The sequence below is a fragment of the Histidinibacterium lentulum genome (assembly GCF_003789055.1).
In the GTDB taxonomy this organism is placed as follows: Bacteria; Pseudomonadota; Alphaproteobacteria; order Rhodobacterales; family Rhodobacteraceae; genus Oceanicola; species Oceanicola lentulus.
Map to the genome: position 1 here is coordinate 21,255 of NZ_ML119087.1, position 21,221 is coordinate 42,475.

Annotated in this window: 24 protein-coding genes; 17 read left to right on the forward strand and 7 right to left on the reverse strand. The window is 68.3% G+C overall.

What is annotated here, in order from left to right; all coding sequences use genetic code 11:
• Positions 1-336: 336 nt before the first annotated feature.
• The 11 genes from EAT49_RS14080 (at position 337) to EAT49_RS14125 (ending at position 9,354) form a co-directional block, all read left to right on the forward strand.
• The gene (locus tag EAT49_RS14080) at positions 337-1,104 is read left to right on the forward strand and encodes an SDR family oxidoreductase (RefSeq protein WP_123642939.1); all 768 of its coding nucleotides are present in this window, start codon (positions 337-339) and stop codon (positions 1,102-1,104) included.
• Between the two features lie 67 nt (positions 1,105-1,171).
• Positions 1,172-2,122 (forward strand): ABC transporter ATP-binding protein, encoded by a 951-nt coding sequence (locus tag EAT49_RS14085; protein ID WP_123642940.1) that lies wholly within the window; start codon positions 1,172-1,174, stop codon positions 2,120-2,122.
• Complete coding sequence (locus EAT49_RS14090) at positions 2,119-2,880, forward strand: ABC transporter permease (protein ID WP_123642941.1); 762 nt, start codon at positions 2,119-2,121, stop codon at positions 2,878-2,880. The genes EAT49_RS14085 and EAT49_RS14090 overlap by 4 nt, the downstream gene beginning before the upstream one ends.
• Before the next feature lie 73 nt (positions 2,881-2,953).
• Complete coding sequence (locus tag EAT49_RS14095; RefSeq protein WP_123642942.1) at positions 2,954-3,748, forward strand: S49 family peptidase; 795 nt, start codon at positions 2,954-2,956, stop codon at positions 3,746-3,748.
• Positions 3,745-3,906 (forward strand): hypothetical protein, encoded by a 162-nt coding sequence (locus tag EAT49_RS21250; protein ID WP_185020764.1) that lies wholly within the window; start codon positions 3,745-3,747, stop codon positions 3,904-3,906. Before EAT49_RS14095 ends, EAT49_RS21250 begins: the two co-directional genes overlap by 4 nt.
• Entirely contained in the window at positions 3,906-4,874 is a 969-nt protein-coding gene (locus EAT49_RS14100; RefSeq protein ID WP_123643098.1) for a calcium/sodium antiporter, read from the forward strand. Before EAT49_RS21250 ends, EAT49_RS14100 begins: the two co-directional genes overlap by 1 nt.
• Positions 4,871-5,662 carry an SDR family oxidoreductase gene (locus tag EAT49_RS14105; RefSeq protein ID WP_123642943.1) on the forward strand — a complete coding sequence of 264 codons (792 nt, stop codon included), beginning with the start codon at positions 4,871-4,873 and terminating at the stop codon, positions 5,660-5,662. Before EAT49_RS14100 ends, EAT49_RS14105 begins: the two co-directional genes overlap by 4 nt.
• Before the next feature lie 298 nt (positions 5,663-5,960).
• The gene (gene uvrC, locus EAT49_RS14110) at positions 5,961-7,844 is read left to right on the forward strand and encodes an excinuclease ABC subunit UvrC (protein WP_123642944.1); all 1,884 of its coding nucleotides are present in this window, start codon (positions 5,961-5,963) and stop codon (positions 7,842-7,844) included.
• Between the two features lie 194 nt (positions 7,845-8,038).
• Positions 8,039-8,662, forward strand: a complete 624-nt coding sequence (gene pgsA, locus EAT49_RS14115) for a CDP-diacylglycerol--glycerol-3-phosphate 3-phosphatidyltransferase (protein WP_123642945.1) — start codon at positions 8,039-8,041, stop codon at positions 8,660-8,662.
• Positions 8,659-8,907 carry a molybdopterin converting factor subunit 1 gene (moaD, locus tag EAT49_RS14120; RefSeq protein ID WP_185020765.1) on the forward strand — a complete coding sequence of 83 codons (249 nt, stop codon included), beginning with the start codon at positions 8,659-8,661 and terminating at the stop codon, positions 8,905-8,907. The genes pgsA and moaD overlap by 4 nt, the downstream gene beginning before the upstream one ends.
• Positions 8,908-8,913: 6 nt before the next feature.
• Positions 8,914-9,354: a molybdenum cofactor biosynthesis protein MoaE gene (locus tag EAT49_RS14125; protein WP_123642946.1), complete on the forward strand. Its 441-nt coding sequence runs from the start codon at positions 8,914-8,916 to the stop codon at positions 9,352-9,354.
• A gap of 67 nt (positions 9,355-9,421) precedes the next feature.
• On the opposite strand, the gene EAT49_RS14130 is transcribed toward EAT49_RS14125, so the two are convergent.
• Positions 9,422-10,000 (reverse strand): DNA-3-methyladenine glycosylase I, encoded by a 579-nt coding sequence (locus tag EAT49_RS14130; RefSeq protein ID WP_123642947.1) that lies wholly within the window; start codon positions 9,998-10,000, stop codon positions 9,422-9,424.
• A 91-nt stretch (positions 10,001-10,091) separates the two neighbouring features.
• Between EAT49_RS14130 and EAT49_RS14135 the strand changes: the two genes are divergently transcribed.
• The 4 genes from EAT49_RS14135 to phbB all read left to right on the forward strand — a co-directional run bounded on the left by EAT49_RS14135 (position 10,092) and on the right by phbB (position 13,829).
• Positions 10,092-10,883 (forward strand): EAL domain-containing protein, encoded by a 792-nt coding sequence (locus EAT49_RS14135; protein ID WP_123642948.1) that lies wholly within the window; start codon positions 10,092-10,094, stop codon positions 10,881-10,883.
• Positions 10,884-11,047: 164 nt separating this feature from the next.
• Positions 11,048-12,220 carry an acetyl-CoA C-acetyltransferase gene (locus EAT49_RS14140; protein ID WP_123642949.1) on the forward strand — a complete coding sequence of 391 codons (1,173 nt, stop codon included), beginning with the start codon at positions 11,048-11,050 and terminating at the stop codon, positions 12,218-12,220.
• 33 nt (positions 12,221-12,253) lie between these two features.
• Entirely contained in the window at positions 12,254-13,084 is an 831-nt protein-coding gene (locus EAT49_RS14145; RefSeq protein WP_123642950.1) for a patatin-like phospholipase family protein, read from the forward strand.
• 19 nt (positions 13,085-13,103) lie between these two features.
• Positions 13,104-13,829, forward strand: coding sequence for an acetoacetyl-CoA reductase (gene phbB, locus EAT49_RS14150; protein ID WP_123642951.1), 726 nt, complete (start codon positions 13,104-13,106; stop codon positions 13,827-13,829).
• 165 nt (positions 13,830-13,994) lie between these two features.
• On the opposite strand, the gene EAT49_RS14155 is transcribed toward phbB, so the two are convergent.
• The 3 genes from EAT49_RS14155 to EAT49_RS14165 all read right to left on the reverse strand — a co-directional run bounded on the left by EAT49_RS14155 (position 13,995) and on the right by EAT49_RS14165 (position 15,236).
• A complete protein-coding gene (locus EAT49_RS14155) occupies positions 13,995-14,162 on the reverse strand; it encodes a YdcH family protein (protein ID WP_123642952.1) in 168 nt (55 codons plus the stop codon).
• Between the two features lie 113 nt (positions 14,163-14,275).
• Positions 14,276-15,043, reverse strand: coding sequence for a tRNA1(Val) (adenine(37)-N6)-methyltransferase (locus tag EAT49_RS14160; protein WP_123642953.1), 768 nt, complete (start codon positions 15,041-15,043; stop codon positions 14,276-14,278).
• Positions 15,021-15,236: a putative signal transducing protein gene (locus EAT49_RS14165; protein ID WP_123642954.1), complete on the reverse strand. Its 216-nt coding sequence runs from the start codon at positions 15,234-15,236 to the stop codon at positions 15,021-15,023. Before EAT49_RS14165 ends, EAT49_RS14160 begins: the two co-directional genes overlap by 23 nt.
• Positions 15,237-15,302: 66 nt before the next feature.
• Between EAT49_RS14165 and EAT49_RS14170 the strand changes: the two genes are divergently transcribed.
• Positions 15,303-16,301: a polyprenyl synthetase family protein gene (locus EAT49_RS14170; protein WP_123642955.1), complete on the forward strand. Its 999-nt coding sequence runs from the start codon at positions 15,303-15,305 to the stop codon at positions 16,299-16,301.
• A 3-nt stretch (positions 16,302-16,304) separates the two neighbouring features.
• Here the strand turns inward: EAT49_RS14170 and EAT49_RS14175 are convergent, their stop codons facing one another.
• The 3 genes from EAT49_RS14175 to EAT49_RS14185 all read right to left on the reverse strand — a co-directional run bounded on the left by EAT49_RS14175 (position 16,305) and on the right by EAT49_RS14185 (position 20,463).
• The gene (locus EAT49_RS14175; protein ID WP_123642956.1) at positions 16,305-17,201 is read right to left on the reverse strand and encodes a 4-(cytidine 5'-diphospho)-2-C-methyl-D-erythritol kinase; all 897 of its coding nucleotides are present in this window, start codon (positions 17,199-17,201) and stop codon (positions 16,305-16,307) included.
• Positions 17,176-18,672: a tetratricopeptide repeat protein gene (locus tag EAT49_RS14180; RefSeq protein WP_123642957.1), complete on the reverse strand. Its 1,497-nt coding sequence runs from the start codon at positions 18,670-18,672 to the stop codon at positions 17,176-17,178. Before EAT49_RS14180 ends, EAT49_RS14175 begins: the two co-directional genes overlap by 26 nt.
• A 141-nt stretch (positions 18,673-18,813) precedes the next feature.
• Entirely contained in the window at positions 18,814-20,463 is a 1,650-nt protein-coding gene (locus EAT49_RS14185) for an electron transfer flavoprotein-ubiquinone oxidoreductase (RefSeq protein WP_123642958.1), read from the reverse strand.
• A 273-nt stretch (positions 20,464-20,736) separates the two neighbouring features.
• Between EAT49_RS14185 and greA the strand changes: the two genes are divergently transcribed.
• On the forward strand, positions 20,737-21,207 hold the full coding sequence (gene greA / locus EAT49_RS14190; protein WP_123642959.1) for a transcription elongation factor GreA: 471 nt from the start codon (positions 20,737-20,739) through the stop codon (positions 21,205-21,207).
• The last annotated feature ends 14 nt before the right edge of the window (positions 21,208-21,221 follow it).

Consider the following 21,221-nt stretch of genomic DNA (forward strand, 5'->3'; position numbering starts at 1 on the left):
AGCCTGATCATGTGGCCGCGGCAGGCAGCCTGATGTCTGGACTGTCTGTGACGCGCGCGCGTTTCAAAGCTCTTGAATCTTCTCGCAACGGTCCGTTCGTCGTTGGTCTCGAGCGGTTCGCCATGGTGCGGCCATCGGTCCGAGGCCCATGGCGGACGCGTCGCCTGATGCTGCCCCGGATTGGTGGACACTCATGTCAGGCCTTCGAGCTAACCGGACATGGTCGGCGGCCTGAAAGCCTCCTCCCCCGGACCGCTCGGGCATCATGGAGCGGCGGGTTGCGGCGCAGCCTCAGGCGCGGTCTTCTGCGCTGACGGACAACCCCTGGAGGCCGCCATGACACAGACTGCAGCACCGTGGAGCGCATTCGACCTGACGGGGCGCACGGCCCTCGTGACCGGGGCGCGCACGGGACTGGGGCAGGGGCTTGCGATGGCCCTGGCCGGGGCCGGCGCCGACATCGCGGGCCTCGGGTCCTCGCCCATGCCGGAGACGGACGCCCGGATCCGCGCCATGGGGCGGCGCTTTCACGGTCTTAAGGTCGACCTCGGCGGGGAGTTCGACGCCGGCGCGGTGCTGGCCGAGGTCGCGGAGGCGCTGGGTCCGGTGTCGATCCTCGTCAACAACGCGGGCATCATCCGCCGCCACGACCTCTCGGATTTCCCCCTCGCGGACTGGGACGGCGTGATGGACGTCAACCTCCGCTCCGCCTTCCGCCTGTCGCAGGCCGCCGCGGCGGGCATGGAACCGGGCGGGCGGATCATCAACGTGGCCTCGGTCCTTTCCTTCCAGGGCGGCATTCGCGTGGTGTCCTATACCACGTCGAAACACGGGATCGTCGGCCTGACCCGGGCGCTGGCGACGGAGCTTGCGCCGCGCGGCATCACGGTGAACGCGATCGCGCCGGGCTACATGGAGACGGACAACACCGAGGCCCTGCGCGCAGACGGGAACCGCGCGGCGGAGATCCTCGGCCGCATCCCGGTCGGGCGCTGGGGCGTGCCCGAAGACCTCGCCACCGCGGTGCAGTTCCTCGCGGCGCCCGGATCGGACTACGTCACCGGCACGGTGATCCCCGTGGACGGCGGCTGGCTCGTGCGCTGACGCGGCGCGGGCGCGCTGGACATCGCGCCGCACCCCGCTAGGGTCCGCTCAGCCGGGGAGGGCGCCCATGACCGAAGAGCCGATCGTTCGGGTCCGCGATCTCGTGAAGACCTACAAGACCGGGTTCATGGCCCTCAACGGTGTGAGCCTCGACATCCGGAAAGGCGAGATCATCGCGCTCCTCGGGCCCAACGGCGCGGGCAAGACCACGCTGATTTCCACCATTTGCGGCATCGCGGTACAGACCTCGGGCAGCGTCACCGTGGGCGGGCACGACACGCGGCAGGACTATCGCGCGGCTCGGTCGCTGATCGGCCTCGTGCCGCAGGAGATCAGCCTCGAGCCTTTCGAGAAGGTCGTGAACACTGTCCGATTTTCGCGCGGTCTCTTCGGCCTGCCGCCAGATGACGCCTATCTGGACGACCTGCTCCGGCAACTCTCGCTTCACGACAAGCGCGATCAAAAGGTGGTCACCCTGTCCGGCGGGATGAAACGGCGCGTGCTCATCGCCAAGGCGCTCAGCCACGAACCGCAGGTGCTGTTCCTCGACGAGCCGACGGCGGGCGTCGACGTCGAGCTGAGAAAGGACATGTGGGAGATCGTCGCCCGCCTGCGCGCGGCGGGGACCACGATCATCCTGACCACCCATTACATCGAGGAGGCCGAGGCCATCGCCGACCGCATCGCGGTGATCAACAAAGGGGAGATCCTGCTGGTCGAGGACAAGACCGCGCTGATGACCCGCATGGGCCAGAAGGAACTGCGGATCGAACTGGCGGAGCCCGTCGACGCGATCCCCGAGAGCCTCGCGCCGTACGGGCTGGACCGGGCGCCCGACGGGCGCGCGCTGCTCTACCGCTACGAGAGCACGGGAGAGCGAACCGGGATCACGCGACTTCTGAACGACATTCAGGCCGCGGGGCTGCACATGTCCGACCTGCAGACGCGGCAGTCGTCGCTCGAGGAGATCTTCGTCGGCCTCGTCACCCCCGGTGCCAGCGGAAAGGCCGCGGAATGAACCTCAATGCCGTGAAGGCGATCTACCGCTACGAGATGGCCCGTTTCGGGCGCACCCTGCTGCAAAGCTTCATATCGCCGGTCATCTCCACCTCGCTCTACTTCGTGGTGTTCGGCGCCGCCATCGGCAGCCGGATCGAGGAGGTGGATGGCGTGACCTACGGCGCCTTCATCGTGCCGGGCCTCATCATGCTGTCGATCATGACCCAGGCCACCACCAATGCCAGCTTCGCGATCTACTTTCCGAAATTCATCGGCACGATCTATGAACAGCTCTCCGCGCCGGTCAATTTTCTCGAGATCACGCTGGGCTATGTCGGGGCGGCGGCCACCAAGGCGCTGTTCATCGGGGTGGTGATCCTGCTGACGGCGGCGCTCTTCGTGGACCTGCAGATCCAGAACTGGCCCGCGATGATGGCGTTCATGGTGCTGACCTGCATCAGCTTCTCGCTGCTCGGGTTCATCATCGGCATCTGGGCGTCGAATTTCGAGCAGTTGCAGCTCATCCCGCTCCTCGTGATCACACCCCTCGTGTTCCTCGGGGGCTCGTTCTACTCGGTCTCGATGCTGCCGCCCGTGTGGCAGACGATCACGCTCTTCAACCCGGTGATCTACCTCATCTCCGGGTTCCGGTGGTCGTTCTTCGGCATGTCGGACGTGCCCGTGGGCCTCAGTCTGCTGGCCATCGCGGGGTTCACCCTGCTGTGCATGTACACGATCTACTGGATTTTCCGCACCGGCTGGAGGCTGCGCCAGTGAGCCCGGCGACACGCGGGCGGGCAGGGTGCGCTGCGCCCTTGCTGGGCCTGTGCCCGAGGCCTATGTGCACGCCATGAGCCGGTTCAATCCTTTCGTCCCCTCGCCTCCGCGGGTTCATGTCGTCCGGCTCCAGGGGCCCATCGGGCTGGGCGGGCGCGGGCTCGACGATCCGTCCATGGCGCCGGTGATCGAGAAGGCCTTTCGCGGCAAGCCCAAGGCCGTCGCCCTCCAGATCAGCTCCCCTGGCGGATCGCCGGTGCAAAGTTCCCTCATCGGGGCGCGCATTAGGCGGCTGGCCGACGAGAAGAAGCTGCCGGTCCATGCCTTCGTCGAGGATGTGGCGGCCTCGGGCGGCTACTGGATCGCCTGCGCGGCGGACGACATCCATGTCGATCCGGGCTCCATCGTCGGGTCCATCGGCGTGATCTCGGCGAGTTTCGGCCTCCATGACCTGATCGGCCGCTACGGGGTGGAACGCCGGGTCCACACGGCGGGCCGGTCGAAGAGCTTTCTCGACCCGTTCCGCCCCGAAAAGCCCGAGGACGTGGAGCGCCTGAACGCGATCCTGGAGGAGATGCACGAGGTCTTCATCGGCCACGTCAAGGCTCGGCGCGGCGCGCGGCTGGCCGACAACCCGGATCTCTTCACCGGCGAGATCCGCATCGGTCGCAAGGCGGTAGACGAGGGCCTCGCCGATGGCGTGGGCCATCTCGTCCCGAAGATGCAGCAGCTTTACGGCCAGAAGGTCCAGTTCCGCCGTTTCGGCCCGCGCCGCTCGCTGTTCCAGCGGCTGGGCGCGCAGGCCGCAGAGGGCGCCTTGGGCGAGATCGAGACCCGGACGATCGGCGCAAGGTACGACCTCTGGTGATCATCAAGATCGTCACCCTCTTTCTCGTCGCGATGGGCGTGCTCGCGATGTTCGGCAAGCTGAGGATGCCGCGCATCGGCCAGTCGAAGACCTGCCGCAGCTGCGGTCGCCCGAGGATCGGCAGCGGGCCGTGCCCCTGCGGAAAGGACCGCACATGATGATGGACTGGGTCCATGTGGGGCTCGGCCTCGTGATCCTGCTGCTCGCGGGCGACAGCCTCGTGAAGGGGGCAGTGAACCTCGCCCTGCGGCTCGGCATCCCCGCGCTGATCGTGTCGCTCACCATCGTCGCCTTCGGCACCTCCGCGCCGGAGCTGCTGATCTCCGTCCAGGCAATCCTCGCGGGCTCGCCGGGCATCGCTCTCGGCAACGTGGTCGGCTCCAACACCGCCAACATCCTGCTCGTGCTGGGCATCCCGGCCCTGATCGCGACGATGCACACCTCGGGTCACGACACCCGCGACAGCTACATGCAGATGCTCGCGGCCTCGGTCCTGTTCATTGCGCTGGCCTTCTTCGGCCCGTTCACGTGGATCGACGGGCTGATCCTGCTCGTGGCCCTCACCGCGATGCTGGTCCATGCGGCGAGCGCGGCGCGCGCCCACCGCCGCGCGGGCGACGGCGCGGTCGTGGAGCCTGTCGATCTCGAGGAGGAGGACCTGGAGGGCGCCGATCCGAGCCTCGGCTGGCCGCGCATCCTGCTTTATCTCGCCCTGGGCCTCGTGGGTCTGCCCATCGGGGCGGACCTGCTGGTGGACGGCGCCGTCAACATCGCGCGCGCCTATGGCGTGACGGAAACGGTCATCGGCCTGACCCTGGTCGCGGTCGGGACCTCGCTGCCCGAACTGGCGACGACGTTCGTCGCCGCCATCCGGCAGAAGGCCGACGTGGCACTGGGCAATGTCATCGGCTCGAACATGTTCAACCTTCTGGGAATCATCGGCGTCGCCGCCCTCGTGGGCCCGATCCCGGTCGAACCGACGTTCCTCGAGCAGGACCTCTGGATCATGCTCGCCGCCTCGCTGCTGCTGGTGCCCTTCGTGTTCCTGAAACGGGACATCACGCGCCTCTGGGGCGTGATCTTCACCGGCGCCTATGTCGCCTACCTCGTGCTGGTGCTCGGATGACCCGCGCCCTCGTCACCGGAGCCGCGAAAAGGCTGGGCCGCGCCATGGCGCTCTATCTCGCGGATCGTGGGCTGGATGTCGTGGTGCATTACGCAGGCTCCGCTGACGCAGCCGAGGAGGTGGCCGCCGAGATCCGCGCCAGGGGTCGCCGGGCCGCGACGCTGCAGGCGGATCTGACGGTGGAAGCCGAGATGCAGGCCCTCGTGCCCCGCGCCGCCGAGGCCATGGGGGGCCCGCTGACCTGCCTCGTGAACAACGCCTCGATCTTCGAGTACGACACCCTCGCCAGCGCAACGCGGGAAAGCTGGGACCGCCATCTGGAGAGCAACCTCCGCGCGCCCGTCGTCCTGACCCGGGCCTTCGCTGCCCAGGCGCCCGCGCCGGTGCCGGACGAGATGGGAGAGCCGGTGGCGCAGGCCCTCGTCGTCAACATGATCGACCAGAAGGTCCGCAAGCTGTCGCCCGAACACATGAGCTATACCATCGCAAAGATGGGGCTCTGGGCCTTCACCCGGACCGCCGCCCAGGCGCTCGGCCCGCAGGGGGTGCGGGTGAACGCCATCGGCCCCGGCCCGACGCTGCAGGGCGCGCGACAGCCCGACTCGCATTTCGCGGCGCAGCGGTCCTCCACGATCCTCGGCCGGGGATCGAACCCCTCGGACATCTGCGCGGCCCTCGGGTTCCTTCTGGATGCACCCGCCGTGACCGGGCAATTGCTGTGCATCGACGCGGGGCAGCACCTGATCTGGCAGACACCGGACGAAATGGGTGTGGGCGAGCCCGGCTGACCCTGCGGTCCGAGTTGTGCACCGGCCGGCAAGGCGGCGAGACTCGGCAACCGCAGATTGTTCTTTGGGCAGCCAGATGTGGCTTGAGCGGGAGCTCAAAAATAATGTCATTGGTTTTCAGGCATTTGCCAGAGCGCCGAATTTTTAGGCAATGTAACGAAACAATGAAGAAACAAGGGAAATCTGGCCGTGCCCCTATCTCGCCCACAGAGTTGTCCCCAGATTCCGTGGACAGGTTACCGGTTGCTCCGCCGGTCCGGCTGAGGCAGCACCCCCAGAGAATCGCGATGTCCGACCGATGACCGACAACGACGCAGAAACCCCGCAGAAGGAAGGCCCCACGGGCCATGCCTGCATCCAGTCCTACCTGAGGACGCTGGACTCGAGCCCCGGCGTCTACCGGATGCTCGATGCGCAGGCGCGGGTGCTCTACGTCGGCAAGGCGCGCAACCTCAAGGCGCGCGTCTCCTCCTATTCCCGCCCTTCGGCCCAGCATTCCCCGCGCATCGCCCGGATGATTTCCGAGACGGCGCAGATGATGTTCCTCACGACGCGCACGGAAACCGAGGCGCTGCTTCTGGAACAGAACCTGATCAAGCAGCTGAAGCCGCGCTACAACGTGCTGCTGCGTGACGACAAATCCTTTCCGAACATCCTCGTGGCCAAGGATCACGCCTATCCGCAGATCAAGAAGCATCGCGGCGCCAAGACCGAGAAGGGCGCCTATTACGGCCCCTTCGCCAGCGCCGGCGCGGTCAATCGGACACTGAACCAGCTGCAGAAGGTGTTCCTGCTCCGGAACTGCTCCGACAGCACCTTCGAGAGCCGCACCCGGCCCTGCCTGCTCTACCAGATCAAGCGCTGTTCCGCGCCCTGCGTCGGCCATATCTCCGAGGCGGATTACCGGGGCCTGGTGGCCGATGCCGAACGCTTCCTGAAAGGATCGACCACCAGGGTTCAGGAAGACCTCGCGCGGCAGATGCAGGCGGCCTCCGAGGCGATGGAGTTCGAGCGCGCCGCCGCCCTGCGCGACCGCATCCGTGCGCTGACGCAGGTGCAGTCGGCCCAGGGGATCAACCCCCAGACCACCGCCGAAGCCGATGTGATCGCGCTGCACATGGACGGAGGGCAGGCCTGCGTTCAGGTCTTCTTCATCCGGTCGAACCAGAACTGGGGCAACCACGACTTCTACCCCCGCGTCGGCGGGGTGGAGGATCCTGCGGAAATCATGGAGGCCTTCGCCGGCCAGTTCTACCAGAACCGCGAGCCGCCCCGACTGGTGCTGCTGTCCCACGGGCTCGACGATCCGGAGCTGATGGCCGGGGCGCTGTCCGAAAAGCGCGGCGGCAAGGTGGAGATCGCCGTGCCCCAGCGCGGCGAGAAGGCGGAACTCGTGTCCTCCGCGCTGCGGAACGCCCGCGAAAGCCTCGCCCGCAAGATGGCCGAGACGGCGACGCAGGGAAAGCTGCTCAAGGGTCTCGCCGAAGCCTTCGATCTGCCGGTGACGCCCCAGCGGGTCGAGGTCTACGACAACAGCCACATCCAGGGCGCCTATGCCGTGGGTGCGATGATCGTGGCGGGGCCCGAGGGGCTGGAGAGGAACCAATACCGCAAGTTCAACATCAAGGGCGAAGAGATGACCCCCGGCGACGATTTCGGCATGATGAAGGAGGTGCTGACCCGCCGCTTCAAGCGCCTCCTGAAGGAGGACCCCGACCGCCGCTCGGGCACATGGCCCGACCTTCTGCTGATCGACGGGGGGCAGGGGCAGGTGTCGGCGGTGCGCTCGATCATGGCCGAGCTGGGGGTGGAGGACATCCCGATGATCGGTGTGGCGAAGGGCGTGGACCGCGACCTTGGCAAGGAGGAGTTTCACCGAACCGGCAAGCGGCCCATGGCGCTGCGGCGCGGCGACCCGGTGCTCTATTTCATCCAGCGCCTGCGCGACGAGGCCCACCGCTTCGCCATCGGCACCCATCGGGCGAAACGCGCCAAGGCCGTGAGCGCCAATCCGCTCGACGACATCGCCGGCGTCGGCGCCACCCGCAAGCGGGCGCTGCTGGCGCATTTCGGCTCCGCCAAGGCCGTCAGCCGCGCGAACCTCGCCGACCTCCGGGCGGTGGACGGCATTTCCGAGGGGCTGGCGGAGAAGATCTACGCCCATTTCCACGAGCAGGGCTGACATGGCCCCCGGCCAAAGGTTAACGCCGCAGGGCGTCCACGCCGAAAATGTCGTTTTTCCAGTAGCTTGTGCGGGCGTCCACGTGTGGACGCCCGGCGCTGCCCGCGCCGCGCCCGGGGCGGCGCCGGCGCGCGGCGGCCCGCCTCGCGGGATCGCAGTGGAACAGCGCCCCCCGACCGGGTAGTTGTGCTGTCATGCGGTGGACCCTGCCCAACATCCTGACGATCCTGCGCCTCTTCGCCGCCCCCGGCGTCGCGGTGATCTTCCTCTATTTCCACCGCCCCTTCGCGGACTGGGTGGCTCTGATCCTCTTCGCCTCGGTCGCGGCGACCGACTGGATCGACGGCCGCCTTGCCCGCGCCTGGAACATGGAGACCCGCTTCGGCGCGGCGATGGACCCGATCGCCGACAAGGCCATGGTCCTGGTCGCCCTCGCGGTGATCCTCGGCTATTCCGACATGAGCCCCTGGATCGTGCTGCCCGCGACGCTGATCATCTTCCGCGAGGTCTTCGTCTCGGGCCTCAGGGAATACGTCGGTCCCGGCAAGGCCACGCTCAAGGTCACCTGGCTCGCCAAGTGGAAGACCACGGTGCAGATGGTCGCCATCGCCGTCCTCTTCGCCCAGGGCATCTTCCTGCACCATCTCCGGGTCGACGCGGGCGAGCTCGGCGAGGCCGGCCTCCGGACGCTGGAACAGGGCTATCTCTGGTCCGGCCGCCTCGGCGCAGCGCTGCTCTGGATCGCGGCGGTGCTGACGCTGGTCACGGGGTGGGACTATTTCCGCAAGTCGATGCCCTTCCTGAAGGAGCCCACATGATCGACGTCCTCTATTTCGCCTGGGTCCGAGAGCGCATCGGCCTGCCGAAGGAACAGGTGGCCACCGATGCCGCGACCGTGGCCGACCTCGTGGAGGAACTGAAGGCTCGAGAGGATCGCTACGCCGCCGCCTTTGCCGACACGACCGCGCTCCGGGTCGCGGTGGACCAGACCCTCGCCGGCTTCGACGCGCCGCTGGCAGGTGCGCGTGAAGTGGCCTTCTTCCCGCCCATGACCGGAGGCTGAGCCGGGATGGAGGTCACGGTTCAGGAGGCGCCCTTCGACCCCGGCGCGCAGCTCTCGGCCTTCACCGCCGCAGCGGAGGGCGCGGGCGCCGTGGTCAGCTTCACCGGGATCGTGCGCGACCTTTCGGGCGGGCTCGACCACATGGAAATCGAGCATTACCCCGCCATGACCGAACGCGCGCTGGAGGAGATCCGGACCAGGGCCGTGTCCCGCTTCGGGCTGACGGGCGCATGGATCATCCACCGCTTCGGCAGGCTCTCGCCGGGCGAGACGATCATGATGGTGCTGACCGCGGCGCCCCACCGGGCCGATGCCTTTGCCGGGGCGGACTTCCTGATGGACTACCTCAAGTCCCGCGCGCCCTTCTGGAAGAAGGAGGTGACCGGAGAGACGGAGACCTGGGTCGCTGCCCGCGACGAGGACGAGGACGCCCTCCGCCGCTGGTGACGCGGCCCCTGTCTCATCTGGCCGGAAATACTCAATTCAGTCACCGCTCATCGGCCCCCCGCGACGTTCAATCGCCCAGCCGGCCCAGCCGCGCGACCTCGCCGTGACGCGGGCAGGTGGCGATGTGGTCGTTCACCAGCCCGCAGGCCTGCATCCAGGCATAGACGATGGTCGGCCCGCAGAACCGGAACCCCCGTGCCTTCAGGTCCTTCGAGAAGCGCGTCGACAGTGGCGTCGCGGCGGGCACCGCGGCCATGTCGGGCCAACGATTCTGCAGCGGTGCGCCATCGACCCTGTCCCAGCAGAACGTCGCGAAGGCCTCAGACCCTCCCATGTCCAGATAGGCCCGAGCATTGCCGATCGTGGCCTCGATCTTGCCGCGGTGCCGAACGATCGCCGGATCCGCGAGGAGCCGCGTCACCTCGGGCTCTCCCCAACCCGCGATCACCTCGGGCTCGAACCCGGCGAAAGCCGCGCGGAACGCCTCGCGCTTTCGAAGGATCGTGATCCAGGCGAGCCCGGCCTGGAACCCGTCGAGAACCAGCTTCTCCCACAGCGCGCGTCCGTCATGCTCCGGCACCCCCCACTCTTCGTCATGGTAGCGGATGTAGACCGGATCGGTTCCCGCCCAGGGGCAACGCGCCATGGAATGTCCCTCGCATTTTCCGTGTTCACCGCAGGTTAGGGGGCTTTGGTGCAGGGTGCCAGAAGAAGCGCCCTCAGCCCGGACCGCCGCCATGACCGCATTCGACCAGACCCGCGCGGCCCATGATGCACAGGATCCCTTCGCCTACGTGCTCGCCGCCCGCGATCACGATACGCCCGAGATGGTGCGGGAGGCTCTGGCCGCCGGTCGTTGCAGTCTCGCGGTCCAGCCCGTGATGCTGGCCGGCGGAGGAATCGGCTTCTATGAGGGTCTGATCCGGATCACCGACTCCGGAGGTCGGCTGCTGCCCGCGCGCGTCTTCCATCCTCTCGTGGAGGAGACGGCGCTGGGCCGCGACATCGACGCGGCCGCGCTCTCGCTCGGCTTCGATCTGTTGCGCCGAAATCCGGGCGTCCGGCTCTCGATCAACGTCTCGGCCCGGTCGCTGGCCGACAGCGCCTGGCGCAAGGCCCTGTCCGACAGTCTCGCCGCAAGTCCCCTTGCGCCGGAGCGGCTGATCCTCGAAATCACCGAGCGCTCTGCCATGCTGCTCCCCGAGGTGGTCGCCCGCTTCATGGCCGAGATGCAGCCGGTCGGCATCGCTTTCGCGCTCGACGATTTCGGAGGCGGCTTCACCTCCTTCCGTCATCTGCGCAGCTTCTTCTTCGACCTCGTCAAGTTCGACCAAAGCTTCACCGAAGCCGTGGCCGACAGCCCCGACAACCAGGCGCTCATCTCCGCCCTGCTCGCCGTCGCCCATCAGTTCGACATGTTCGCCGTCGCTCCGGGCGTCGAACGGGCTGCGGATGCGGACTGGCTGACCGGCGCGGGGGTCGATTGCCTGCAGGGCTATCACCTCGGCGCGCCCCGGACCCGCCTCTGACGCGAGGTCGGCCCTCCACGTTTCCGCAGGGTCTTGCCCGGGCCTGCGGGCGTCTGTCACATGGACGCGAGAACCCGCAAGGCTAGACGGGACGCGACCGGGCGGGGCCCGCTCCTGACCGCCGCGCCCCGTCTTGCATGACAGGACCGAGGAAGGAACAGCCCATGACCGACGTCGTAATCGCCTCCGCCGCCCGCACCGCCGTGGGGTCTTTCGGCGGCAGCTTCGCCAACACTCCCGCCCATGACCTGGGCGCCGCCGTCCTCGAAGCCGTGGTCGCCCGCGCCGGGGTCGAGAAGGGCGAGGTGAGCGAGACGATCCTCGGCCAGGTCCTGACCGCCGCTCAGGGCCAGAACCCTGCGCGCCAGGCCCATATCAATGCGGGTCTGCCGAAAGAGAGCGCGGCCTGGGGCATCAACCAGGTCTGCGGGTCGGGCCTGCGCGCCGTCGCGCTGGGCGCGCAGCACATCCTGCTCGGCGATGCCGACATCGTCTGCGCCGGCGGGCAGGAGAACATGTCGATGTCCCCCCACGCCCAGAACCTGCGCCAGGGCCACAAGATGGGCGACGTCCAGTATATCGACACGATGATCCGCGACGGGCTCTGGGACGCCTTCAACGGCTACCACATGGGCCAGACCGCCGAGAACGTGGCCCAGCAGTGGCAGATCACCCGCGAACAGCAGGACGAATTCGCGCTGGCGAGCCAGAACAAGGCCGAGGCCGCGCAGAAGGCCGGCAAGTTCGACGACGAGGTGATCCCTTTCACGATCCGCACCCGCAAGGGCGAGACCGTGATGGACAAGGACGAATACATCCGCCACGGCGCGACGATCGAAGGCATGCAGAAACTGCGCCCGGCCTTCACCAAGGACGGCTCCGTCACAGCCGCGAACGCGAGCGGCCTCAACGACGGCGCCGCGGGCGTCCTGCTGATGTCCGCCGCGGAGGCCGAACGCCGGGGGATCGAGCCGCTCGCGCGCATCGCCTCCTACGCCACCGCGGGTCTCGATCCGTCGATCATGGGCGTGGGACCCATCCACGCCAGCCGCAAGGCCCTGCAGAAGGCCGGATGGACCGTGGACGACCTCGACCTGATCGAGGCGAACGAGGCTTTCGCCGCCCAGGCCTGCGCCGTGAACAAGGACATGGGCTGGGACCCCGACAAGGTGAACGTGAACGGCGGCGCCATCGCCATCGGCCATCCCATCGGCGCCTCCGGCGCGCGGGTGCTGAACACGCTCCTTTTCGAGATGAAGCGTCGCGGCGCGAAGAAGGGTCTCGCCACGCTCTGCATCGGCGGCGGCATGGGCGTGGCACTCTGCGTCGAACGGTAAAGGCCGGACCGGGCCGAAGCCCGGTCTCCGCCCATGGAACGTGCCTCGCCATATGACCAGCTTGTCCTCTCCGGGGGCGGGTTGCGCTGTTTCTGGCAGGGCGGCTTCATGGACGCGGTCCGCGACCAGATCGGGCTTGCGCCCGCGCGAATCGCCTCCGTCTCCGGCGGCACGCTCTCGGCGGCGGGATTCATCTGCCGCCGGGGCCGGGACATCCTCGAGGCAATGGCCGCGCGCTTTGCCCGGAACGACAGCAACATCGCCTGGAACACGGTGGAGCGGGACGGCATGACTCCGCACCAGCGCATCTACCGCGAGGTGGTCGAGGAGATCATCGACGCCGATGCCCGCCGGATCATCGCAGACGGGCCGCCCTGGCAGGTGCTGATCGCCCATCCGCCGCTGCACGGCATGCCGAGCGGCTCCGGCGCGGCGGCTTCGATGGCCTATGAGGCGGAACTGCACATCGTCGGCTCGCCGCACTTCTCCTGGGCCGAGGCGCTCGGCGTCACCTCGAGCTTCGTCGATGGCCGGGCCGCCGCGCGCGAGAACCGGCTGACGGACCTGATCTGTGCCGCCGCGACGATCCCGCCGGTGTTCGAGCCTCCGCTCTGGGACGGCAAGCCGGTGATCGACGGCGGCATGGTCGATCAGGCGCCTGTGCCCGAACCGGACGAAGGCCGGACGCTGATCGCCCTGACCCGGCGCTACCGGAGCATTCCCGATGCGCCGCGACGGACCTACCTCGCCCCGGGCGAGGAAGTGCCCGTCGACAAGATAGATTTCACCGACCCCGAGATGCTGCGCCGGACCTGGGACATGGGCGTGGCGGACGGGCGGCGGTGGCTGAACCACACCCCGTAGCATCCGAGGAGGGACGAACATGGGACGCACAGCACTGGTCACCGGAGGCAGCCGCGGCATCGGCGCCGCCATCTCGAAGGCGCTGAAGGCCGAAGGCTACGAGGTCGCCGCGACCTACGCCGGCAATACCGAGAAGGCCGAGGCCTTCACTGCGGAGACCGGCATCCGGACCTATAAGTGGAACGTCGCCGATTACGACGAATCGAAGGCCGGCATCGCGCAGGTCGAGGCGGATCTGGGTCCCATCGAGATCGTCGTGGCCAACGCCGGCATCACGCGAGACGCGATGTTCCACCGCATGACGCCCGAGCAGTGGAAAGAGGTGATCGACACCAACCTCACCGGTGTCTTCAACACGATCCACCCTGTCTGGCCGGGGATGCGCGACCGCAAGTTCGGCCGTATCGTGGTGATCTCCTCGATCAACGGTCAGAAGGGCCAGGCCGGGCAGGTCAACTATGCCGCGACCAAGGCAGGAGACCTCGGGATCGTGAAATCTCTCGCCCAGGAAGGCGCGCGCGCGGGCATTACGGCCAATGCCGTCTGCCCGGGCTACATCGGCACCGAGATGGTGCGGGCCATCCCCGAGGATGTGCTCAATTCGAAGATCATTCCGCAGATTCCCGCGGGCCGGCTGGGCGAGCCCGAGGAGATCGCGCGCTGCGTGACCTTCCTCGTCTCCGACGACGCGGGCTTCATCAACGGGTCCACGATCTCGGCCAACGGGGCGCAGTTCTTCGTCTGAACTGTTCCGGGCCGGCAGGCCCGGCCGAAAGGGGGGGCGGCGCATCTGGCGCCGACCCCCGACCGCCGGGGTAAAGGCGGGGCGGCCACGTCAGGCCACAACCCGCCCGCGACGCGCCCGGGGGCGCACCGCCAGGGCCGGACCTCCCGGTCCGGCGTCGCAGGGTCAGGCACCGCCGAGGCGGTGGATCTCTTCCTTGATCTGCAGCTTCTGCTTCTTCAGACGAGCGATTTCGAGGTCGTCGGTCGCCGGGCTCCTCTGAGCCTGTTCGACGACGTCAGAGAGGTGCTTGTGCTTCTTCCTCAGTTCTTCCAGGTGGGAAGTCAGGCTCATCCGATGCCTCCTTGCAGGTCTGGGTTCGCACCCTCAGCGCATCACAGTTTCATCGTCCTGTCACGCTGCAGGGCAGCATCCGGGCATCAGACCGCGCAACCCTTTCGAAGTGATTAATCCCAGAGCGCCAGTGCCGCGCCGTCGCGCAGCGCCGCGGCGACCGCGGGGGCGTAGTCCTCTGCATCCGTCTCGTGCCGCGCGCCCTCGTGCAGGACCGTCGGTGGTGTCATCCGAAACGGCGCGCGTCCTCCTTTCTTGCCCGACAAGAGAAACAGTTGCGGCGGGCGCCCGGCGCGGGGCTGGAGCGGCGCCACCGCCACCGACCCGATCCGCGCATCGAGCGCAGAAAGCATCTCGGGCAGCCTCTCGATCCGCTGGATCGCCGTCAGCCGCCCCCCGGGTCTGAGCCGCCTGAGACCCGCGTCGATCCAGACGGGTAGCGGCGTATCGCCGCGCAGGGCGGTATCACGTCCGGGATCGGCGGACCCGGTCCCGGTTTCGGCCGCGAAATAGGGCGGGTTCATCATGACGTGATCGAAGCTTCGCCCGCGCACCGCCGGCGGCAGCCGCGCCAGATCCGCCTCCACCACGTCCAGCGGCAGCCGGGCCTCGAGGGCATTGCGCCGCGCAAGCGCCGCATAGTCGGGCTGCACCTCGACGCCCGTAGCCACCGCCCCCGGAACACGCGCCAGAAGGGCCAGCACCGCCGCCCCCGCACCGCAGCCCAGCTCCAGCACGCACTCCCCGGCCCGGGCGGGCACCGCTGCCGCCAGCAGGATCGCGTCCACGCCTGCGCGAAAGCCCCGGCGCGGCTGCCACAGGTGCAGCCGTCCGCCGAGAAAGGCGTCCCGAGTCAGCTCAGCGTCCGAGGTCGATGTCATTGTCCCGGAGCACGATCTCCGCCCGCCACAGATCCTTCGCCCGGACCATCAGCCGCCGCGGCAGAATGCCAATGGAGCCTTCGAGGACGCTCATGTTTACGTCCAACTCGAAGCAGTCTATACCCTCGCCGCCAAGTAGCGCCTTGGCGAAGGCGATCACGGTCGGATCGTTGCTGCGCAGGAGTTCCCTCATGGGGGCAGGTAAAGCGGCAACGGCGGCCTTGTCCATCGCATGGGATCAGGAACACACGGACAGGTCATGGGTCTCGACACCGCCGCCACCAAGCCGCACGAACGTCTGGCGGAGATCGTCGCCCCCGAGATGGCCGAGGTCAGCGCGCTGATCCGCGCGCGGATGGCCTCCGAACACGCGCCGCGGATTCCCGAGGTGACGGCCCATCTCGTCGAGGCGGGGGGCAAGCGCCTGCGTCCCATGCTGACGCTCGCCAGCGCGAAGATGTGCGGCTACGGCGGGCCGCACCACATCCACCTTGCCGCGACTGTGGAGTTCATCCATACGGCCACGCTGCTGCACGACGACGTGGTGGACGAAAGCGCCCAGCGGCGCGGGCGGCCCACGGCGAATCTTCTGTGGGACAACCAGTCCTCGGTGCTGGTGGGCGATTACCTCTTTGCGCGGTCGTTCCAGCTGATGGTCGAGACCGGCAACCTGCGGGTGCTCGACATCCTGTCGAACGCCGCCGCCACCATCGCCGAGGGCGAGGTGCTGCAACTGACCGCCGCGCGCAATCTCGCCACGGGGCCGGACGTCTATCTGAAGGTGATCCGCGGCAAGACGGCCGCGCTCTTTTCCGCCGCGACCGAGGTCGGTGCGGTCATCGCGGGGCGGCCCGAGAGCGAGGTGCGGGCGCTGGCCGCCTATGGCGATGCCCTCGGGATCGCTTTCCAGATGGTCGACGACTATCTCGATTTCGCGGGCTCGGAGGCCACGGGCAAGGCCGTCGGCGACGATTTCCGCGAGCGCAAGCTGACGCTGCCGGTGATCCTCGCCGTGGCCGCCGCCGACGAGGCGGAACGCGCCTTCTGGGTCCGCACGGTCGAGAAGGGCCGCCAGGATGAGGGCGATCTCGGGGAGGCGCTCCGGATCATCGGGCGGCACGGCGCGCTCGAGGCCACCAAGACCGAGGCGCAGGCCTGGGCCGAGAAGGCCCGAGCCGCCCTCGGCGCGCTGCCTGAGCATGAGATCCGCGATACCCTCTCCGATCTGGCCGATTACGTCGTCGCGCGTCTGCGCTGAGGGTCAGAGCGGCATCCCGGGCTTGACCCGGGGCGCGGGCGCGACCCACCAGCCCATTTCCGACACCTGCACCGCCCGCGCCGCGCGCCGGGCGTGGTCCATGTCCTTGACCAGCCCCACGCAGGTGGCGCCCGATCCCGACATGGTCACGCATTTGACGAGGGGCTGACGCCGCAGAGTCTCCAGCGCCCGTCCGATCTCCGGCGCGATGGTCTGCGCGGCGGCGGTCATGTCGTTGCGCTGGCGCGAGAGCCAGTCGCAGAAACCCTCGAAGTCGAGCCCCTCCGGCACGTCCTCCATGGGCGGGTTGTTGCGCGCGGCCATGGTCTCGAAGACGCGGCCCGTGGGCACCTCCACCTTGGGGTTGACCAGCACCATGGCGAAATCGGGCAGGCCCTCCATTGGCGTGATCCGCTCGCCGATGCCCTGCATGCGGATCGGCAGAGGGCCGGCATAGCAGGCTGGCACATCCGCCCCGAGAGAGGCGAGGATCGGGTCGTGCGGGTCCGGAGCTGGCACGTCCCAGAGCTTCGCGAGCAGGCGCAGCGCCGTCGCGGCATCCGAGGAGCCCGAACCGAGACCCGCGGCATGGGGCAGGGCCTTGTCGAGGTTCAGCGCCGCGCCGACGCGCACGCCGTGCTTCTCCTGAAGCGCGGCAGCGGCCTGCAGCACGAGATTCCGCCCATCGTTCGGCACGCCCATGGCGAAGGGTCCCGTCACCTGCAGGCTCAGATCCGTCGACGGTCGCGCGGTCAGGAGGTCCCCGAGGCCCGCGAAGACCACGAGGCTGTCGAGGTCGTGATAGCCGCCCGCGCGCTGCCCGGTGACGTGCAGCGTCAGGTTGATCTTCGCCGGCGCGGTCAGGCGCAGCGCGTCACCGGGTCTGGGGATGATCGCCATTCGCCACCGTCACGATGTGAGTTTCTTCCTGCGGCGCCGCTGCCGCCGCCACGATGCCCCGGTCGAGCTTGCCCTCCAGCCGGGCCGTCAATGGTGGCGGAGGGGTCAGTCCGAGGGCGCGGCGCCATTGGTACCGCGCCTCGATGCGGCGACCGACGGCCCAGTAGACATCGCCCAGGTGATCCACGATCACCGGATCGGACGGCGACAGTTCCACCGCGCGCTCGAGTTCCCGCACCGCCCCGGCATGGTCGCCGGTCACGAAGAGCGCCCATCCGAGACTGTCGGCAAAGGCCCCGTCCTCCGGCTCCTGAGCCACGGCCGCCCGGATCATGCCGAGCGCCTCGTCGAGATCCTGCCGCCGTTCCACCAGCCCGTAGCCGAGGTAGTTCAGCAGAAGCGGTGTCCCGGGCGCCAGGGCCAGCGCCGCGCGGAGGTCCGCTTCCGCGCTTGTCCAGTCGTCGAGCAGGTCGTGGGTCACGGCGCGGCCGAAATGCAGGACCCAGCGCCGCGGGTCATCCTCCGCGGCGAGCGAGAGGGCGCGGCCGAAGGCGGTGTTGGCCTCGGCGATCCGTCCCGCGTCCCGGTGCAGATCGCCGAGAGCGGCGAGGACCGCCAGATCCTGCGATCCGTCCGCCAGCCGTTCCAGCAGGTCGGCCGCCTCGCCGTCGGCCCCGCTGTCCCGCAGGGCAAAGGCTCGGCCCAGCGCCGCTTCCGGCCACAGCGGGCTGTCCTCCGCCACGCCGGACAACACCTGCGCCGCCAATGCGTGGCGGCCCATGTCGCGCAACAGCATCCCCGCGCTCACGAGGGCGCGGTCGCTTGCCGGGTCGACATGATGCGCGAGCCGCAAGTGGATCAGTGCGAAGCTGTCGTCCACTTCGCCCCGCACCGCGCTGCCCACGGTCAAAAAGGCGCTCGCAAGACCCTCTGCCGGGGTCACGCCCTCGCCATCCGACCCCAGGGCCAGCGCCCCGTGATGCCGTGCCACGGTCCCGAGACCCTCGAGCTCCGCCAGTTCGTCGAACATGGCCCGCGCCGCGTCCTCGCGACCCAGCGCCGTCAGCGCCCAGCCCCGGGCCAGCCCGTCGAGAAGCGGCCCGCCCGAATGCCCCGCATCGAGCAGCGCCAGCAGGTCGGTCCACCGCTCATGGCGCGCTGCCGCCGCGATGGCCACGAGCGCCGCGGCCCGGCTATCATGCCCCGACGCCAGCGCCGGCGCGGCGAGCGCCTCTGCCCCGGCCACGTCGCCTACGGCCACCTGCATGGTGATCGCGGTGTTCAGGATCGCCCTGTGCCGCGGATCGCCCTCGCTCGCCCTCTGAAACTGCACGGCCGCCTCCCCGAGGTCTCCGTTCTGCGCCGCGGACCGGCCTGCGAGGTAGGCCCCCGCGGTTCCATCCGCAAAGGCGGCTGCAGCCGCCATCCCGAAAGCGCCCACAAGCAGCAGGCGCTGTCCCCATACATACATGCCCACGGTCCCCACCGTTCCCTGTCCGGCGACGCTATCGGAGAGAGCCGGTGCGCCGCAATCGCGAGCCGATCACAAATTCAGATGGGCGCGGATCGCCGCCATCCGGCCATCTCCGGCGCGGCCGGAACCCGCTGACGGCTACATGTTCGGGTAATTCGGTCCGTCGCCGCCCTGGGGCGTTTTCCAGACGATGTTCTGGGCCGGGTCCTTGATGTCGCAGGTCTTGCAGTGAACGCAGTTCTGGAAGTTGATCTGGAAGCGGCGGTCGTCGCCCTCGCCCACGAATTCATAGACGCCGGCCGGGCAATAGCGCGCGGAAGGTCCCGCATATTGAGCCCAGTCGACGGTCAGGGGCACGGTCCTGTCCTTCAGAGTCAGGTGCGACGGCTGGCTCTCCTCGTGATTGGTGAAGGAGAAGCTGACATTGGTCAGACGGTCGAAGGACAGCGTTCCGTCGGGCTTCGGATAGTCGATGGGCTTGTGCCCGGCCGCGGGCTCCGTCGCCTCGGCATCGGTCTTGCCGTGCTTCAGCGTGCCAAGCACAGACAGTCCCGCGATGTTGTTGGTCCACATGTCGAACCCGCCGAGCCCGAGCGAGGCCAACATCCCGTAGCGCGACCAGAGCGGCTTGACGTTGCGCACGCGCTTGAGGTCCTTCGCCACCGGCCCCGACTTCAGAGCGGTGTCGTAGTCCGTCAGCGTGTCGCCCGCGCGACCCGCCTCGATCGCGGCATGCGCGGCGTCGGCGGCATGGATGCCCGAGAGCATGGCGTTGTGGTTGCCCTTGATACGCGGCACGTTCACCAGCCCGGCGGAGCAGCCGAGCAGACATCCCCCGGGAAAGGCGGTCTGCGGCACCGACTGCCAGCCGCCCTCGTTGATCGCGCGGGCGCCGTAGGCGATGCGCTTGCCGCCCTTCAGCAGCTCCGCGACCAGTGGATGGTGCTTGAACCGCTGAAATTCCATGTAGGGATAGAGATGCGGGTTCGCGTAGTTCAGGTGGACGACGAAACCCACGTAAACCTGGTTGTTGTCGAGGTGGTAGATGAACGACCCGCCGCCGGCATTCTTGCCGAGCGGCCAGCCCATGGTATGGGTTATGGTCCCGGCGCGGTGCTTCTCGGGGTCGATCTCCCAGAGCTCCTTCATGCCGAGGCCGTATTTCTGCGGCTCGCTGTCGGCGTCGAGGCCGTATTTCGCGATGACCTGCTTCGACAGCGATCCCCGCACGCCCTCCGAGAGGAAGACGTACTTGCCACGAAGCTCCATCCCCGGCTCGTAGCCCGGTCCCGGCGTGCCGTCGGGGTTCTTGCCGAACTCGCCCGCGATGACCCCCGCCACGCGCCCGTCCTCGCCCCAGACGATGTCGGAACAGGCCATGCCGGGGAAGATTTCCACGCCCAGCGCCTCGGCCTGTTCGGCAAGCCAGCGGCAGACATTGCCCATGGAGACGATGTAGGCGCCGTGGTTGTCCATCAGCGGTGGCATCACCCAGTTCGGGATGCGAATGCGACCGGCCTCGCCCAGAACGTAGAAATTGTCTTCGCGCACGGGCACGGTGACCGGGGCGCCCCGGTCCTTCCAGTCGGGCAGCAGCGCGTCGAGACCGGAGGTATCGAGCACCGCCCCCGACAGGATATGCGCGCCGACCTCCGAGCCCTTTTCCAGCACCACGACCTCGCGTGCCGGATCGAGCTGCTTCAGCCGGATCGCCGCCGACAGGCCAGCGGGGCCCGCGCCCACGATGACCACGTCATAGTCCATCGTCTCGCGCTCGATCTCTGGCATGTCGGTCCCCTTCCGCTGCGGCCGCGCGCGCGTCTTCGCACCTGCGGCATCGTTCGGCCGTATCTATCCAAGGCGTGCCCCGGCGGCAATCCGGACGCGGCGTTCGGTCGCCGCTCTGGGGCCCTCGGGGCCGCCCGCCACCGACGCCGCCGCTTTGCGGTTGACCGCGAGCGGCACGGTCCTGATAGTCCTCCAATCCGCCCGGCGGCCTTCCGGCTGTCGGGCGGCCCTGCGTTTGACAAAGCCCTCCCTAGGACCGACGGGACAAGACCGATGGACAAGATACCCCTCACCCGCAGCGGCTACGACAAGCTCGACGCAGAACTGAAGCATCTCAAGAGCGTGGAGCGCCCCGCCGTCATCAGGGCGATTTCCGAGGCCCGCGAGCACGGCGACCTCAGCGAGAATGCCGAGTACCATTCCGCGAAGGAGAAACAGTCCTTCATCGAGGGCCGGATCAAGGAGCTCGAGGGCGTGATCTCCCGCGCCGACGTGATCGATCCGTCGAAGATGACCGGCCCGATCAAGTTCGGCGCCACGGTGCAGCTCGTCGACGAGGACACCGACGAGGAGAAGACCTACCAGATCGTCGGCGAATACGAGGCCGACATCGAGAACGGGCGTCTCAACCTCAAATCGCCCCTTGCCCGCGCCCTGATCGGCAAGGAAGAAGGCGACAGCGTCGAGGTCCGGACCCCGGGCGGCGAACGCTCCTACGAGATCCTCAAGGTGAGCTACGTCTGACGCGGCTCGCCCCC